The 16,854-nt window shown below is 55.4% G+C and carries 12 protein-coding genes; 6 read left to right on the top strand and 6 right to left on the bottom strand.

Annotated features, from left to right (window positions below; genetic code table 11):
- The first annotated feature begins 61 nt into the window (after nucleotides 1-61).
- Nucleotides 62-769, top strand: a complete 708-nt coding sequence (locus TR2A62_RS01660) for a hypothetical protein (protein WP_040820020.1) — start codon at nucleotides 62-64, stop codon at nucleotides 767-769.
- A gap of 4 nt (nucleotides 770-773) precedes the next feature.
- Here TR2A62_RS01660 and der read toward each other — a convergent pair whose 3' ends face one another.
- Genes der through TR2A62_RS01645 form a run of 3 tightly spaced genes read right to left on the bottom strand, consistent with a single transcriptional unit; the run spans nucleotide 774 to nucleotide 4,375 of the window.
- The gene (gene der, locus TR2A62_RS01655; protein WP_009158286.1) at nucleotides 774-2,261 is read right to left on the bottom strand and encodes a ribosome biogenesis GTPase Der; all 1,488 of its coding nucleotides are present in this window, start codon (nucleotides 2,259-2,261) and stop codon (nucleotides 774-776) included.
- Nucleotides 2,262-2,308: 47 nt separating this feature from the next.
- Nucleotides 2,309-3,625: a PQQ-like beta-propeller repeat protein gene (locus TR2A62_RS01650; RefSeq protein WP_009160899.1), complete on the bottom strand. Its 1,317-nt coding sequence runs from the start codon at nucleotides 3,623-3,625 to the stop codon at nucleotides 2,309-2,311.
- A gap of 54 nt (nucleotides 3,626-3,679) precedes the next feature.
- Entirely contained in the window at nucleotides 3,680-4,375 is a 696-nt protein-coding gene (locus TR2A62_RS01645; RefSeq protein ID WP_009157805.1) for a hypothetical protein, read from the bottom strand.
- A 293-nt stretch (nucleotides 4,376-4,668) separates the two neighbouring features.
- Here TR2A62_RS01645 and TR2A62_RS01640 point away from each other — a divergent pair, with 293 nt between their 5' ends.
- The 3 genes from TR2A62_RS01640 to TR2A62_RS01630 all read left to right on the top strand — a co-directional run bounded on the left by TR2A62_RS01640 (nucleotide 4,669) and on the right by TR2A62_RS01630 (nucleotide 9,982).
- Nucleotides 4,669-5,901, top strand: a complete 1,233-nt coding sequence (locus tag TR2A62_RS01640; RefSeq protein ID WP_009158624.1) for an efflux RND transporter periplasmic adaptor subunit — start codon at nucleotides 4,669-4,671, stop codon at nucleotides 5,899-5,901.
- Nucleotides 5,898-9,593 (top strand): efflux RND transporter permease subunit, encoded by a 3,696-nt coding sequence (locus TR2A62_RS01635; RefSeq protein ID WP_009159491.1) that lies wholly within the window; start codon nucleotides 5,898-5,900, stop codon nucleotides 9,591-9,593. The genes TR2A62_RS01640 and TR2A62_RS01635 overlap by 4 nt, the downstream gene beginning before the upstream one ends.
- 62 nt (nucleotides 9,594-9,655) lie before the next feature.
- On the top strand, nucleotides 9,656-9,982 hold the full coding sequence (locus tag TR2A62_RS01630; protein ID WP_009158043.1) for a DUF1801 domain-containing protein: 327 nt from the start codon (nucleotides 9,656-9,658) through the stop codon (nucleotides 9,980-9,982).
- Here TR2A62_RS01630 and TR2A62_RS01625 read toward each other — a convergent pair.
- Both TR2A62_RS01625 and TR2A62_RS01620 read right to left on the bottom strand, forming a co-directional pair.
- Nucleotides 9,979-11,802 carry an ABC transporter ATP-binding protein/permease gene (locus TR2A62_RS01625; RefSeq protein ID WP_009160263.1) on the bottom strand — a complete coding sequence of 608 codons (1,824 nt, stop codon included), beginning with the start codon at nucleotides 11,800-11,802 and terminating at the stop codon, nucleotides 9,979-9,981. The two genes, TR2A62_RS01630 and TR2A62_RS01625, sit on opposite strands and share 4 nt — an antisense overlap.
- Nucleotides 11,803-11,912: 110 nt before the next feature.
- Nucleotides 11,913-13,364, bottom strand: coding sequence for a LysM peptidoglycan-binding domain-containing protein (locus TR2A62_RS01620; RefSeq protein ID WP_009159082.1), 1,452 nt, complete (start codon nucleotides 13,362-13,364; stop codon nucleotides 11,913-11,915).
- 105 nt (nucleotides 13,365-13,469) lie between these two features.
- Between TR2A62_RS01620 and TR2A62_RS01615 the strand changes: the two genes are divergently transcribed.
- Nucleotides 13,470-14,018 (top strand): TIGR00730 family Rossman fold protein, encoded by a 549-nt coding sequence (locus TR2A62_RS01615; RefSeq protein ID WP_009157998.1) that lies wholly within the window; start codon nucleotides 13,470-13,472, stop codon nucleotides 14,016-14,018.
- Between the two features lie 112 nt (nucleotides 14,019-14,130).
- Here the strand turns inward: TR2A62_RS01615 and TR2A62_RS01610 are convergent, their stop codons facing one another.
- Nucleotides 14,131-15,684 carry a phosphatidylserine/phosphatidylglycerophosphate/cardiolipin synthase family protein gene (locus TR2A62_RS01610; protein ID WP_009159024.1) on the bottom strand — a complete coding sequence of 518 codons (1,554 nt, stop codon included), beginning with the start codon at nucleotides 15,682-15,684 and terminating at the stop codon, nucleotides 14,131-14,133.
- A 434-nt stretch (nucleotides 15,685-16,118) separates the two neighbouring features.
- Here TR2A62_RS01610 and TR2A62_RS01605 point away from each other — a divergent pair, with 434 nt between their 5' ends.
- Nucleotides 16,119-16,742 (top strand): RNA ligase family protein, encoded by a 624-nt coding sequence (locus TR2A62_RS01605; RefSeq protein WP_009159621.1) that lies wholly within the window; start codon nucleotides 16,119-16,121, stop codon nucleotides 16,740-16,742.
- Nucleotides 16,743-16,854 lie beyond the last annotated feature (112 nt).

The raw sequence follows: 16,854 nt of genomic DNA, 5'->3' as shown, positions 1-16,854 counted from the left end.
TCACGCGCGGTGTCTTTTTCTCAAAAATGAACCAAAACGCATCTTGGGACGTTCTACTTGTATGACTAGAATATATGCACTCACTCTCGCGGTGGTCACAGCAACTTTTGTTTTGTCCCCGTTCGTCATCCCGCCATTTTCGGGATTTACCGTAGATCAATTGCCTGTTCCGCAGGTTGACCCACCATCCCAACCGGCTGGGTGGGCCTTTGGTATTTGGGGACTGATCTACACATGGCTAGTTGTCTCTGCCGTCTTTGGCCTGCTCTATCGTCACGATGATGCGGGTTGGAACGTGGCACGCCCATGGCTGATTGGGTCATTGCTGATCGGGACACCGTGGTTGGCTGTCGCAAACGCATCCGCTGAATGGGCGACCGTCCTGATCTGGGCCATGCTCGGCCTAGCCGTCATGGCAGTGCTCAGGGCGCCCCGCACGGACCGATGGTGGTTTCAGGCACCTGTAGCGCTTTATGCTGGATGGCTCACCGCCGCGTGCCAAGTTTCGCTCGCCAGTTTAGGCGCAGGCTATGGCATTATTTTTGGTGGATTTGGCTGGGCAATCATTGCAGTCGCCATCGCTCTAGTCATCGCGCTTAGCGTTATGACCCGAAAACGCGGCATTCCAGAATACGCAGGCGCGGTGATCTGGGCGCTGGTCGGGATTATCGCCGCGAATTGGACCGCCACACCCGCGATTGCATGGCTCGCCATGGGCGGGGTGCTGGTCCTGTTGGTGGGAGCCAGCGCCACTCGCCATAGAACATGACGCGTTAACTCTGCGGTTTTTGCTTGTGCGCGCCGAGGTGCTTGCGCAGCCGTGATGGCATCGTCTTTTTGCGCCCTTTGTAGGGGTTTTGATCCGCTTGAGATCGCATGTGCAGACGGATCGGCGTGCCCGGCATATCAAAATCCTCGCGCAGTCCATTGACCAGATAGCGCGTGTAGCTCGCAGGTAGCTTGTCAGGGAAACTACACATCACGACAAAGCCCGGAGGCCGCGTTTTCACCTGTGTGGCGTAACGCATTTTGATCCGGCGGCCGCCTGGTGCGGGGGGCGGGTGTGCCTCGGTCATACCAGCGAGCCAGCGATTAAGTGCCGAGGTCGGAACACGGCGGTTCCATGTGTCATGGGCGCGCAGGATCGCGTCGTGCAAACGGTCGAGACCACGCCCCGTTTTTGCGGAAACAGTCACCAGAGGCGCGCCTCGCAATTGCGGCAAAAGCCGTTCAAAGCTCTCGCGCAAGTCCTTGAGTTTGGCCTGCTTTTCGCCCTCGATGTCCCACTTGTTGACCGCGACGACGACCGCTCGGCCTTCACGTTCAGCCAAATCCGCGATACGCAAATCCTGTTGTTCAAACGGGATTTCAACATCCAGTAGGACAACGACAACTTCGGCAAATTTAACAGCACGCAGGCCGTCTGATACACTCAGTTTTTCCAGCTTGTCTTGCACTTTGGCACGTTTGCGCATGCCTGCCGTATCAAAGATACGCACATGGGTTCCGTCCCATTCCGTACGCAGCGAAATAGCATCACGGGTGATGCCCGCCTCTGGACCGGTCAACAGGCGGTCCTCGCCCAAAATTTGGTTGATCAACGTTGATTTGCCCGCGTTAGGGCGACCCACGACCGCGATCTGAAGCGGTTTTGACGCAGTGATCGGGCGGACCTCAGGAATGTTCTCTTCGTCTTCGTCGTCAAACACATCGACGTCGATCTCGATTGAGGCTTCTTCGTCCTGACGCGCAGCCTCTTCAGCAAATGCATCAGAGATGGGCATCAGTTCGGACAGCAGTTCAGCCATGCCCTCGCCGTGCTCAGCAGAAAGGCGAAGAGGTTCGCCCAGGCCCAGTGAATAAGCCTCGATTACACCAGCGTCGGCTGCTTTGCCTTCGCCTTTGTTTGCCGCCAGAATAACCTTGGACGCTCGACGGCGCAGAATGTCAGCAAAGACCTCGTCCGCAGGCAGAACGCCAGCGCGCGCATCGATCATAAACAGACAGACATCCGCCATATCAACCGCACGTTCGGTCAGCTTGCGCATCCGGCCCTGTAGGCTTTCGTCAGTCGCCTCTTCTAGACCCGCCGTGTCGATTACTGTGAATCGCAGGTCAGCTAGACGTGCTTCGCCTTCGCGCAAATCACGCGTTACGCCGGGTTGGTCATCAACCAACGCCAGACGTTTTCCCACCAAACGGTTGAAAAGAGTGGACTTTCCCACATTTGGTCGTCCCACGATTGCGAGGGTAAAGCTCATGTCAGGTCACTTTTCTAACGGGTCAGGCTCGCCCGCTATACCAGAACTTAGCGGAACGCCACCAGTTGTCCGCGTTTCGTCACAATATAGAGCGTCCCGCCCGCAACAACGGGGTTGCTCGCGGCACCCCCGCGCAGTTCGGCTTGACCAATCAACGACCCATCTTGGGGGTTAAACAGGCGCACATTGCCATCTGACGACGCAACGATCAGGCGGCCACTGGCCAAAACAGGGCCATAGTGGGCAAAAATAGTCCGCTGACGACGGGTCCGCTTTTCTACAAATACTGGAAGCTGAGTGCCCCAGAGCCGGCTGCCATCATTTGAATCAAGACGCACCAGTTCGTTGAGATCATTGACGAGGAACAAAGAACCGCCTTCTGGCCAGATGGGGTTCAACGCGCCCTCAGTCGCGGTCCAGATACGATCGCCATTCGTCGCGTTCAACGCCACGAGGCGTCCGCTTTGATTGCCAACGTAGATCCGGTTGCCATCCACGACGGGATCACCTGAAATGTCAGAAACAGACGCTGCCGCACGGCCATCACGCTCTCCCGACACGGTCGAGCTCCAACGACGCAGGCCGCCCTGCCGGAACATTGCCATGACTTCGCCAGATGGGAATGGGAAAACAACAAGGTCCCCCGCAATCGCGGCTCCTGCCCCACCCGCAAAATTCGACGATGATGGTGTCCCATCAACGGCATAACGAATGCGGCCACTATCAACTTCGACGGCCCATGCGCGGCTATCGCGCGATGTCACATAGACCAAATCACCTGCAACTGTCGGGGCAGAGCCACCCGGCGCATCAAGGTCTTGGGACCAAATCTCGGATCCTGTTGCAGCATCGATAGCGGTCAATTCGCCAAAGCCTGTGGTCACGAACAGACGGTCGCCTGCAAATGCCAGTCCACCACCGGATGCGTCAGTGCCGCGTTCAATCCCCGGGGTCAGATCACGGGCCCAGAGGGTCGCGCCGCTCGTAGAGGTCGCTACCACTTGGGACAGTGCGTCCAAAGTAAAGATTCGCCCGCCCGCAACAATCGGATCGGCGGTGATCCGTGCGCGACGGCTGTCGCCACTGCCGATGTCAGCAGTCCAAACAGGTGTCAGCGATCCAGAATAGGCGGGATGTTGCAGACGGTGCTGTGCAGAACCGTTGCGGTGCGTCCAATTTGCGTTGGCTTGTGTGGCAGGTAGCGAGATTGGAACCGACTGGTTCGCCTCAGCTGTGTCTACCGCTTCGCTTCCAATTCCGTCGCGAATATCAACCCGCTCACCCGGAAGGATAACATCGCGACCGCCGCATGCGGTCAACGCGGCAAAGCCACAGACCAAAAGAGTGGTTCTGACTGTAATCACGTTCCTGCCCTCTCACTGCATCACCGTTGGGACTATGCCCAATTGGGGGTGACCCTATTCGTTCGTCGCGGCGGTGTCTTCTACAAATGCATCTGACACCAATTCGTCCGGATCCGCGCCCAAGGCCACAATCATGCCTCTTGCACGGCGACGCAAGCCTGTCGTCGCTTCAGCGTCTTCTAGAATGGCTGCAAAACCGCGCAGAGCCGCCTCAAGATCATCTGCTTCGACATCCAGCAACGCGATCTGTTCAACCGACATCAACCGATAAGGGTTGCCCGGTTGGGACAACGCGTGGAAACCTGCGCGGCGCTCGGACGCGTCCAAGGTGTCCGCGCGCAGCAACAATGCCTTGAATGTAGCGAGATCGCGGTAGATCGGATCAACGTCGCCATCCAACGACACACTATCCAAGACGTCAGCGGCATCAGCCGCAGCATCTGCTCGCTGCAACTCAGCGGCGCGCAACAATGCAGTGACTGCGGCGGCATTGCCCGTGGCGTCTATTGTCTCAAGCGCGGCAACAGCGTCAACGGGCTCTTCAGTCTCTAGGGCATCGAGGACGGCATCGCCCAACGCCTTGGCCTGATTTTCAGTGCGCGACTTGCTGAATTCGGACCATGCAGCCCCGCCAACCAGAGCCACAACCACAAGGGCGGCAACCCATCCGTATTTGCGAAAGGTCTGGAACAACTGATCCTCGCGGACCTCGTCGTTCACTTCATTGATAAAGCTGTCTTCGTTGCTCACCGTTGCACCCTATGAATTTGTTCAACGCGAGATGCGCTGTCTGTTGTGCCTCTCATACCTTGGATTCCAATGCATTGCCAAGCCCTCGCCCGGATCGACCTAGCACATCTTGCGGCAACGGTTTCTGCACCTGCGAAATGAGCCTTGCGGCTTGTCCCAAAAATCTTTAATCTGAACTGGTTAGTTTAGCGTATTATTACTATATCACTCTCGCTGGACATCGAACCGGCTCTCACCGTTCCCATAGCGGGTGACGCATAGGTCACTCGCCTGCCAGACTAAGAGGCATTGCCATGCGACTGTTTCCGATCTTGACCGCCATTTTGGTGTCTGCGTTTCTCTACACGCTGGTCATTGAGCGCGAGAGCCTGATGGCGTTTGCCCAAGGTGGCGCAGTCTCAAGCGACGTGGCTGGCGAAGAAGCTCCCGATGAAACGCCACGCGTCGGTGTGGTTGCGGTGAAATCTACAGCCTCTGACATCGCCAACGCAATCATCCTGCGCGGCCAAACCGAAGCAGCGCGACAGGTCGACGTCCGCGCCGAAACGTCCGGATTGGTTATCTCTGACCCGTTGCGCAAAGGTGCGTTTGTCGAGGCTGGCACGATTCTATGCCAATTGGACGTGGGGACGCGCAACGCATCGCTGGCCGAAGCACGCGCTGCATTGGCCGGAGCCCAAGCACGCCTGCCCGAAACACAAGCCCGTGTCGTCGAGGCTCGCGCCCGCGTAACAGAGGCACAAATTAATTTGAATGCAGCACGCAAACTAGGCCAAGACGGATTTGCCTCGGACACCCGCGTGGCAAGCTCGGAAGCTGCCGCAGAATCCGCTGAGGCAGGTTTGCAAGCCGCTATTTCCGGTGTGGCGTCTGCAGCATCCTCAATCGAGAGTGCCGAAGCCGCCATCGCCGCGGTTGAACAGGACATCGAGCGTCTGCAAATCTCTGCGCCATTTGACGGCCTGCTCGAAACAGATGCAGCCGAGCTGGGGTCCCTCCTACAGCCCGGTTCCGCATGCGCAACGATCATTCAGCTCGACCCGATTAAACTGGTTGGATTTGCCCCAGAAACCGAAGTCAACAAACTCGAAGTTGGCGCAGTCGCTGGTGCGTTGCTGGCATCGGGCGATGAAGTCACTGGGCGCGTTACATTTCTGAGCCGCTCGGCGGACCCAACCACACGAACGTTCCGCGTCGAAGTACAGGTTCCCAATAGCGATCTCAGCATTCGCGACGGACAAACAGCAGAAATCCTAGTCCAAGCCGCAGGCACAGCCGCACATATGCTGCCTCAGTCCGCTTTGACATTAAACGACCAAGGTGCGTTGGGTGTTCGGATTGTAGAACAAGACAACATCGTCACTTTTAATCCGGTCACGTTGCTGCGCGATACGGCAGACGGTGTCTGGCTTGCTGGTTTGCCTGATCAGGCCGAGGTGATTGTGGTCGGTCAAGAGTTTGTCACTGACGGCGTCGCAGTTGATGTGACCTACCGAGAGACAGCCATGAACGAGGTCTCAGAATGACTGGTATCGTAGATTGGGCCGCGTCGCGTGCGCGGATGGTCATGGCGTTTATCGCCCTGTCACTTTTGGCGGGCGGTATGGCATATGTGGGGCTCCCAAAAGAGGGTGAGCCGGACATTGAAATTCCAGCGCTCTTTGTCTCTGTCCCCTTTCCTGGCATTTCGGCCCAAGACAGTGAAACGCTGTTGGTCAAACCAATGGAGACAGAGCTAGGTGATCTGGACGGCTTGAAAACCATGTCATCGACGGCCTCTGAAAACTACGCCGGTGTTGCGCTTGAATTCGAGTTTGGCTGGGACAAAACCAAGATCCTCGCCGACGTGCGCGACCGGATGAACAGTGCAGAAGCACAGTTTCCAGCGGGCGCCGATCAATATTCGATCAACGAGATCAACTTTTCTGAATTCCCGATCATCATTGTCTCTCTGACAGGGGCGGTACCGGAACGCACTTTGCTGCGTGTCGCCAAAGATCTTCAGGGCCGGATCGAAGGTATGGATGCTGTTCTCGAGGCTGGCCTTTCAGGTCAACGTGACGAGATGCTCGAAGTGGTGATCGATCCTTTGCGGCTCGAAGCCTACAACGTCACAGCCGGCGAACTGATCAATGTGGTCGTGAACAACAATCAGTTGATTGCAGCGGGCGAAATCGAGACCGAAACCGGCGCATTCGCGGTGAAAATTCCGTCGTCCTTTGACAGCCCCCAAGACGTCTACAACCTGCCCGTCAAAACCAACGGCGACCGCGTTGTGACACTGGGCGATCTGGCGCAAATCCAGCTGACGTTTGAAGACCGCACAGGGACCGCGCGTTTTAACGGCGAGAGCACCGTGGCGCTACAAGTGGTTAAGCGCAAAGGCTTTAACCTGATCGATACGGCCGCGCTGGTGCGCGACGAGGTCGCAGCAGAGCGCGCCAGTTGGCCACCCGAACTGCAGGCCGCTATCCAAGTGAGCACATCGAACGATCAGTCGCGCACCGTCGCCTCTATGGTTAGCCAGCTTGAGGGTTCCGTCTTGACCGCGATCGCATTGGTTATGATCGTTGTACTGGCCGCGTTGGGCACACGCCCTGCCCTGCTCGTTGGCTTTGCGATCCCGACCTCGTTCCTTTTGTGCTTTGTTCTTTTGGGCGTCATGGGCATCACCATCTCTAACATCGTGATGTTCGGTTTGATCCTTGCCGTGGGCATGCTGGTCGATGGCGCAATCGTTGTGGTGGAATACGCCGACAAACGAATCAAAGACGGATCCGGACCGATGGAGGCGTATGTCGAGGCCGCAAAGCGTATGTTCTGGCCAATCGTCTCATCGACCGCGACGACGCTCTGCGCGTTCCTGCCGATGCTATTCTGGCCGGGCGTTCCAGGTGAATTCATGGGCATGCTCCCCGTCACCTTGATCTTTGTTCTGTCCGCTTCGTTGGTTGTGGCTTTGGTTTATTTGCCAGTTATGGGCGGTGTTACTGGCCGCGCAAGCCGCATGTTTGGCAATGCCTCGGACGCGTTGCGGCAGCGGTTCCCATGGATCGTGCGTGCCCTGTTGGTCATTCCTGCGCTCTACATGGTGTTCCTTGGAGCGATGCAAACACTGAACCCCGCCTATCTCTTTGGCTCATCGGTGACGTCAATGATCCCCGGTGCGATCCTATTTATTGTCGCTGCAATCTTGTCGTCGATCACATTGGGCGCCGCTCAAATCCGGCGCAGCGAACGCAAGGTCAAGGCAGGCTACAAGAGATCGCCGTTCGGCCATTTCATCAACTTTATCGCCGGCAACCCGATCATGCCTATCGTCTCGATTGGCGCGATCGGTGTGTTTGTCATGATGACGTTCACGTATTTCGGGGCCAACAACAACGGCGTCGAATTCTTTGTTGAATCCGAGCCTGAACAGGCGACCGTCTATGTTCGGGCCCGCGGCAACCTGTCGATCACCGAAAAGGACGCGATGGTACGTCAGGTAGAGGACATCGTCATTGCCCACCCTGGCGTGATCAACACCTTCTCGTTTGCGGGCGATGGCGGATTGAACACCGACGCGAGCGGGAACTCTGTACCCGGCGATACCGTTGGGCAGGTCCAGTTCGAAACCATTGCGTGGGACGAACGCTCGGATCGTCCCGATCTGGACGGCGACGTCGTTATTGAAGAACTGAACGTACAGCTGGCGCAAATTCCAGGGTTCAAAGCTGAGATTTTGGCACTGGCACAGGGTCCTGCATCCGGCAAACCGGTGCACCTGCGTCTCAAGAGTGACGACACCGAGACATTGACCGCCGCCGTTTTGACGGCACGCGCCCAATTCGAAGCAACGTCGGGTTTGACCTTGATAGAAGACACGCTGCCACTGCCCGGGATTGACTGGCAGATCGATGTGGACGTTGAAAAGGCCGGTCGCTATGGCGCCGATGTTGCCACCGTTGGCGGCATGGTCCAGTTGGTGACGCGCGGTTTGCTGCTCGACACTATGCGGGTCCCATCATCGGATGAAGAGATCGAAATTCGGGTCCGCCTGCCCCGCGAGGACCGCGTGTTATCGACCCTCGACAGCCTGCGGGTACGCACGACATCCGGTCTGGTTCCATTAGCAAACTTTGTCACCCGAACACCAGTTCCAAGCCTCGCCAAGATCGACCGTGTGGACCAACAGCGCTACTTTGACGTCAAGGCCGACGTCGATGGCAGTCTGGTCAAACTGAGCGATGCGGATGGAAACGAACTGGGGCTGTTGCGCCAACTCGAACCGGATGCTGACACCAGCAACGCAATCGCAAATGCGGCAGGTGACACCTATTTCGAAGTGTTCAAGCGCGCCGAAGACATCACAGGGTCTGTTATTGTCGAAACCATTGGAGCCGATGACGCCAAGTTTGACGTGATCAATCCAAACGAACGGATCGCGCTGCTGACCGAATGGTTAGACACGTCGCCTTTCCCTGACACTGTTGATTGGGAATGGACTGGCGACCAAGAAGAACAAGCTGAATCCGGCCAGTTTCTGATGACCGCATTCGCGGGCGCTTTGGGTCTGATGTTCATCATCCTGCTAGCGCAGTTCAACAGCTTTTATAACGCGGGTCTCGTGCTCTTGGCGGTTGTTCTATCCACCGCCGGTGTTCTGATTGGCATGTTGGTGATGGATCAGGCGTTCTCGATCATTATGACGGGTACGGGCATCGTGGCCTTGGCTGGGATCGTGGTGAACAACAACATTGTTCTGATCGACACCTATCAAGAATACGAACGTTACATGCCGCGGACCGAGGCGATCACCCGCACTGCGGAAGATCGCATTCGCCCTGTTCTATTAACCACGATCACTACAATGGCTGGTCTGGCGCCTATGATGTTTGGCCTCAGCCTCGACTTTATCGGTGGTGGCTATAGCATCGACAGCCCAACTGCCCTGTGGTGGAAACAGCTGGCAACAGCAGTCGTCTTTGGTCTCGGGATTGCGACGGTACTGACGTTGATCTTTACCCCGTCCATGTTAGCCCTGCGGGTTTGGGTCACGACCTATGCGCGCTGGATGGGACGCTTGTTGGCCAAACTGTCGATGGGTCGGTCATCACGCGCTGCAAAAGACTGGGCGCTCGCCTGCGAAGCCAAACGTATCAAAGCCCCAGAGATTATTTGGGACGATGATGCGCTCGCTCCTGCGGATGTGACGCCGCTGCGCGCTGCAGAGTAACGACAAAGAGGGCCCCATCTGCGGGGCCTTTTTTCTGCGTGCTGGTTTGCTAGGGTATTGGGATGGACACCAACGACATTCACGACATCGACGCCGCGATCAAAGAGATCGTCGACACATTGCACCCCGACGCTCGATATCTACCAAAATATGGTGGCGAGGTCATCGCGCCCGATCCCGACAGCGACAAAACCTTTGTCGGTGGGATCTATGCCTACGACGGCTATGTGTCGCTAGAGCTATCCAAGGGAGCGACGTTTGACGACCCCTCAGCGCGTCTCGAGGGCAAAGGCAAAGCCCGCAGACATCTTAAATTTCAGTCCGCACAAGAAGTCGCGGACAAGGATGCCGCGTTCTACTTGCGACAAGCCTTGGCCGACTACCTCTAGGCGGCTTCCTCGTCCTGCATCTGGCGATGCCACATCGACGCATAGCGCCCATCACGCTCTAACAGATCATCGTGGCGACCGTGTTCAGCAATCACACCGTTCTCCAACACTACAATCTGATCTGCATCAGCGATCGTCGATAGACGGTGCGCAATTGTGATCGTGGTGCGGCCTTGGCTCATCTCGCGCAGGCTGTCTTGGATATCGCGCTCTGTTTCGCTGTCCAGCGCACTTGTCGCTTCGTCCAACAACAGGATCGGCGGGTTTTTGAGCAAGGTCCGCGCAATGCCGACACGCTGTTTTTCACCGCCAGACAGTTTGAGCCCACGCTCGCCAACGGTCGTGTCATAGCCATCTGGCAAGGTCAGGATAAAGTCATGGATTTTGGCCGCTTTTGCCGCCTCGACGATTTCGGCTTTGGACGCATCGGCCCGCCCATACGCAATGTTGTATAGGATCGTATCGTTGAACAGCACGGTGTCCTGCGGCACGACGCCGATTTGCGCGTGCAGGCTGTCTTGGGTCACGTCGCGAACATCCTGTCCGTCAATCGTCAACGCGCCGTCGCCCACATCATAGAAACGGAACAGCAGCCGCCCAATGGTTGATTTTCCAGACCCCGATGGCCCGACAATCGCAACGGTCTCGCCCGCATATACAACCAATGAAACACCTTTGAGGATCGGACGCGCGGCATCGTAGCCAAATAGCACATCATCAAGCCGCACAGCCCCGCCAGTGACCACCAGGGACTTGGCATCCACCTTGTCCTGAACCTCGGCTGGTTGTTCTAACAGGCCAAACATCTCACCCATATCGACCAACGCCTGTCGAATTTCGCGGTAAACCGTCCCGAGAAAATTCAGCGGCATGGTGATCTGGATCATGTAGGCATTGACCATCACAAAATCCCCGACGGTCAAGGCCCCGTTTTGTACGCCGATTGCAGCCATCACCATGACAGCCGCCAAACCGCCGGTAATCAGGATCGACTGACCGAAATTCAAAAACGCGAGCGTGTAGGAGGTTTTGAGCGCGGCAGCGACGTATTTCTCCATCGATTGATCATAGCGTTCCGCCTCGCGGGCCTCGGCCCCAAAGTACTTGACTGTCTCAAAGTTCAACAGACTATCGATCGCCTTTTGGTTGGCATCTGTGTCTTGGTCGTTCATCTCCTTGCGGATTTTCACCCGCCATTCGGTGACCGCAAAGGTGAACCAAACATACAGAGCAATCGTTAGGACAACGACCGCCAAGTACCAGACATCAAACAAGAAAAATAAAATGACCGAGATCATCAGCAGCTCGAGAACAAGCGGTCCAATGCTAAAGAGTAGGAACCGCAACAGAAACTCGACGCCTTTGACACCGCGTTCAATAATGCGGCTTAAACCACCGGTTTTGCGCGTGATATGATACCGCATCGACAAGCGGTGAATGTGGGTAAACGTCTCTAGCGCCAACTGCCGCAGGGCCCGTTGGCCAACTGCGGCAAAGATCACGTCGCGCAGCTGTTGAAAGCCCACGTTCATCAATCGCGCGAGACCGTAGGCAATTGTCAGGCCAACGGCGCCCAGCGCCAAAAACATAGCATTTTCAGATCCGTCCCCCGCCAACGCGTCAACGGCGCCTTTGTAAAAAAGCGGTGTTCCGACTGCGATTAGTTTGGCTACAAACAAAGTAGCGAGCGCCAAAACCACACGGCGTTTCACCCAGCTCTGCCCCTCAGGCCACAGATACGGCACAACCCTGCGGATCGTCCGCCAGCCGTTCAGCTGGTCGTCGTTCAAATTGCTTGCTGTGTGCTTTAGTTGTTTCATTCCGGCCCCAACGTCATCTCAGAGAGCAAGACTTAGGGTGCCACCCTGCCTTTGACCAGCCTAGAGATGCACATGCCCCTGTCCGCTACCGCACAGGGGGCAGATCAGGGTCAGTCGGGCAAGTTAAAGATTTGACCAGGGTAAATCAGATTTGGGTCGCGGATGCGGTCACGGTTGGCCTCGAACACCTTCACATAGGCGACACCATCACCGTATTGCTCTTGGGCAATTGCCCACAGCGTTGCACCGGGTTGGACGGTCTTTACGGCAACTTGGAAACCCTCAGCGCTTGTCTCTTCGATCAGCGCCTCAACAACAGCTTCAGGTTCTTCGCGTTTGAACGGTGTCTCGATGCGGCTCACCACCTCGCCCTCGTCGTCGACCTCGTCAATACGAAGGGTGTAGATACCCGTATCGACATCAGGCAGATCCGTGCGCCAGTTGCCGTTTTGGGCGATCCGGCTCGTAGTGATCGGCGCGTTGTCGAGGTAAACCCGAACGAACCCATCACCCTGTGCACGTCCCTGTAGCAACACTTCGCCTTCAGGATCATAGGTGATCGCATCCAATGCGACCGACGACATCACCTCGGGACCAGCGCCTGCTGCGATTGCAGGTTGAAGAACCTCGACGCCCTCGGCATCTGCCTTGAGAATGGGTTGTGTGGCAGGTGCTTCTGGCGCGGTGCCGTCACCAATAGTTTCGCTGCCCTCTACCGTAAGTGCCGGTGCGGGTGTGGGTGTCTCAACGACAGGCAGCGGACCATCATCAACAATCTCACCGCCCTCGACGACCAACGCGGCAAGAGGCTCTTCCTCTGGGGGTTCAACGATCTCTGGCACTTCAGCAGCTTGGACATCCAGCTCTGCAATCTCGACAGGAGCTTCTTCGACCTCGGGGACTTCGACGCTTTCAACAACCACTTCCACTTCGGGTTCAGGCACAATCACTGGCACCTCAGCAGCTTGGACATCCAGCTCTGCAATCTCGACAGGTGCTTCTTCGACCTCGGGGACTTCGACGCTTTCAACAACCACTTCCACTTCGGGTTCAGGCACAATCTCTGGCACCTCCCCGCCCTCAAATTCGAGCGCTGCGATTTGCGGCGCGACGCTTGGCGGCAGAATCACGGTTTCCTCGGACGGGATCGATAGATCACCAGCGTAGGCCATCAGGCGCATCACACGTGGTTGGTCGCTAGGCTCAAGTTCTACAAAAATCGCGAACTGACCGTCACGGGCCAAGTCGAATTGCTCGATCATGGTATCCCCGACAATGATTTCGATCCGCTCGGCACCTGGTGCCCGGCCAGAAACCAGAGACGGCTGTCCTGGCTCGCTGCTGACAAAATCAAAGGTTGGCGCGGCGAGCGTCGGCACGACAGGTTCTGCTGCGACTTCGGGTTCTGGCGCGGGTGCGGGCTCTACTAGGGCCACTGGCGCAGGCTCAGAAGTTGGCGGAGCTGCGCGTGGCAACAAGACAACCGCACACACGATCACCGCGGCGCCGATGCCCCCACCCAACAAGATACCCGTTGCGTTTGCTCCTAGATTTAGAACCATGCCATTCGCCTCTATGCCCCAAGACCACCCAAACGGATGGTTGAGTGATCTTAACAAGCCCACTATCCTTGGTCAAAACCCAACTCCAAACTGTGAGGCCACACCATGACCAAACCCTCTGTCTGTGTCTTTTGTGGCGCGAGATCGGGTGAAACCCCTGCTTTTGCGCAGTCCGGAACCGATACCGGCACCATGTTGGCCCGCGCAGGCTTTCGTTTGGTCTACGGCGCAGGCGATGTGGGCATCATGGGTTTGGTTGCCCGCGCGGCACAAACGGCGGGCGGTGACACCTTTGGCGTAATCCCAAAACACCTGATGGACTGGGAGGTCGGCAAGCGCGACCTAAGCCATTTTATCGTGACCGAAACCATGCACGAGCGCAAAAAGGTCATGTTTATGAACGCGGACGCCATGGTCGTCCTGCCCGGCGGCGCAGGCTCGCTTGATGAGTTTTTCGAAGTGCTGACGTGGCGACAGATCGAGTTGCACGACAAACCGATCTTTTTGCTGAATGTCGAGGGCTATTGGCAACCGCTGCTGGCGCTGATCGATCATGTGATCGAACAGGGTTTCGCAGACGCGTCCCTGCGCGACTACTACCGCGTCGTCGATACCGTCGGTGCCCTAGGGGTGGCACTGAAGAACGCGCTGTGATTGGAACGGCGCAGCGACGAAAAGCGGCGACGGGTTCATTTTAACGTCTGTCGGGGGCTGCAGCTAACATCCGGTTCTAGCACAATCAGAACTCTAGTATAGACCGACCTATTCAAAGCAACCATTCAACTGGTAAGATTTGAAGCACAGTAAGACTCATCTGCTTTAACCAGCTTGTTCCTGGCTCTTGTTGCCAAATTGTAGAGGAATCACTGTCTTTAGCCGCTTCTAACCAAACCATTCGTCCATCTGCAGTCAGAAAGGGTTTATAGCTGACTAAGGCGAGTTGCATGTCAAATACGTCACTCACTGCTTGCGCAATCGTCGGGCTATCGATCAGAAAACCCATCTCACAGTTTAGATTGGCCGAGCGCGGGTCAAAATTGAATGAACCAATGAAGACCCGTTCTCCGTCAATAGCGAAAGTTTTCGCGTGCAGCGAGGCACCCGATAGACCAACGGGATTGATTTGATTTTCAGTTCCCCCGTTGGCGTTGTTGCGCAACCTGAGTTCGAATAGATCAGCCCCTGCCATCAACAGATCTCGACGGTATTTTGTATAACCTGCATGAACCATCATCACGTCTGTGGTGTTCATGGCGTTGGTTAGGATGTTTACATCTACGCCCTGTTGCGCGAGTTCCGCAAAAAATCCTGCACCGGTTTCGCCTGGTACGAAATAGGCGCTCGCAAGATCAATGCGGCTTTCTATATCACCCAATATGTCGCCAAGTTGAAAAACCATTAGATCATCACGGTTCGCCAAGCCTTCGCCTTTTTTCGGATCATCTGCAACCAACTGAACTGTCGTCCATTCCAGTCTTTCAAAGCCATCCATAAATTTCGCTGCACTGTTTTGGACGTCAGTCAGAACGATTTGTGTTCTTGCAGAACTTTTCACATCAGCAACGCGCTGTTCGAAACCAACACGGTCACCTGTGCCTGAAATCATATTTTCAACCTCAAACACCGATTTACTGTTCCAGTATTCGTCGAAGGTGGACGCCATTTCTGGCACAATTTCACCAGTCGCCAACACATCCAGATCTTTATAGAACGCCTCTCCAATCTCAAAATATTCGTCGCCAATATTTCGCCCACCAATAATTGTGACAGCGCCATCGACTGTAAGAGATTTGTTGTGCATTCGGCGGTTCATACGGAAGAGATCAAACAGGAAACCCATAGCTTTGGGGCTGCGGACAGTCGAAGGATTAAACAATCTGACTTCGAAGTTCTCGTAAGTGTTCAAAGTTGCCAAGAACGGATCTAACCCTGGCACTCCATTGTCATCTAACAAAAGGCGGATACGAACCCCTTTTTGTGCCGCTTGATCGAGAGCATCGAGGAGCAGAATACCCGAGATGTCGTCCTGCCAAATATAATACTGTGCATCGATACTCTCTTGCGCTTGGCTTATTGCCGCTAGCCGGCTCATCAGTGCGTCCGTTCCGTCAGCCAAAGGGAAAACGCCTGAAAGACCGGGATAGTTCAAGGCAATATCTGTTGTCGTTCGCCCCAAAAGGGTGTTGTTGCTAGCAGGAATTGAATGTGTTGATACGCGGCTCGAAATATCTGGCAGTGGGAACAACAATCGCGCAGCAATGACCGATACGGCGAAAAGTGCGGCCAAAACAGTCAATAGTTTGAATATTTTTCTCAGCATTTTCAGTGAAGACTTCCATTTCTAAGTAGCGCAACAGAGGAAGGTCCACCGTATAGCTTGACCGCAAAGGATCAAAGCACAACATTCAATCTCGTTGCTCGGATTGCCGAATTTAAAACTTGTATGTCGGGTGGGTAACGACAGCATTTTCCGCTAAGCAGACACTTCTGTCTCCATCCAACCCCAACAAAAAACGACTCACCCGGACCGGATGCGTCGCCTCTCGGTTTTCTAGTCTGAACAATGCGCGGCAGCGCACCTATGAAAACATCACATGCGTCCCTACGCGACTATTACCGTGTGGTAGATACGGTCGAGGCGCTCGAGGTGGCGCTGAAGAACGCGCTGTGATTGGGAAGACGTAGCGACGAGAGGTTGTTTAATGCCCAAATCAACTCTTTTCTTCTGTCAGCTAAGCATTCAAGAATTCACGCATGAAAAAATATGGCCGTACATTCCATTTGCCGATCTCACTAGGCGCAACAAGTAACGACAAAATCATGTCTTCGCTTGAGGGCCTGAAGGTTGATGATCTCGTAATCACAGAAAAGATGGATGGTGAAAACACGACCATTCATAGCAAAGGTACGCACGCCCGTAGCCCAGACAGTCGTTACCACCCATCGCGTGACTGGCTTAAGGCATTCGCAGCGGGGGTTTCTCCCCAGCTTGCAGACAACGAACGTATCGTAGGTAAGAACTTATATGCGCAACACTCGATAGGTTACGAAACGCTGCCGTCATTTTTCATGGGTTTCTCTTGGATTATCGGAAACGACATTCAGCCTTGGGATGAAACACTTCTTAGGTTCGAAGAGTTGGGGATCACTCCTGTGGTAGTACTGTATAGTGGACAGTTCACAGACAGGCTTTTCGAAGACCTTGCGGACCAATTGAACCTAGAAAAACAAGAAGGGTTTGTTGCACGAGTTGCGTCTGGGTTCACCGAAACAGAAATGCCAATTCGTATGGGCAAATATGTGCGAGCGAACCACGTCCAAAGCGAAACTCACTGGATGAAATCGGAACTTGTTACTAACCGTTTGGCACAAAACTAACTTAGGCTTGTCCCGCAAAACAGACACCTTTGCCCGACTGCCCAACAAAAAACGACGCACCCTGACCGGATGCGTCGCCCCTCAATTTTCTAATCTCAAGAATGCGCCGAAG

The organism is Thalassobium sp. R2A62 (assembly GCF_000161835.1).
Classification (GTDB): Bacteria; Pseudomonadota; Alphaproteobacteria; order Rhodobacterales; family Rhodobacteraceae; genus Thalassobium.
The sequence above is the reverse complement of the archived record's forward strand: the minus strand, read 5'-3'. Positions and strand labels throughout refer to the sequence as shown.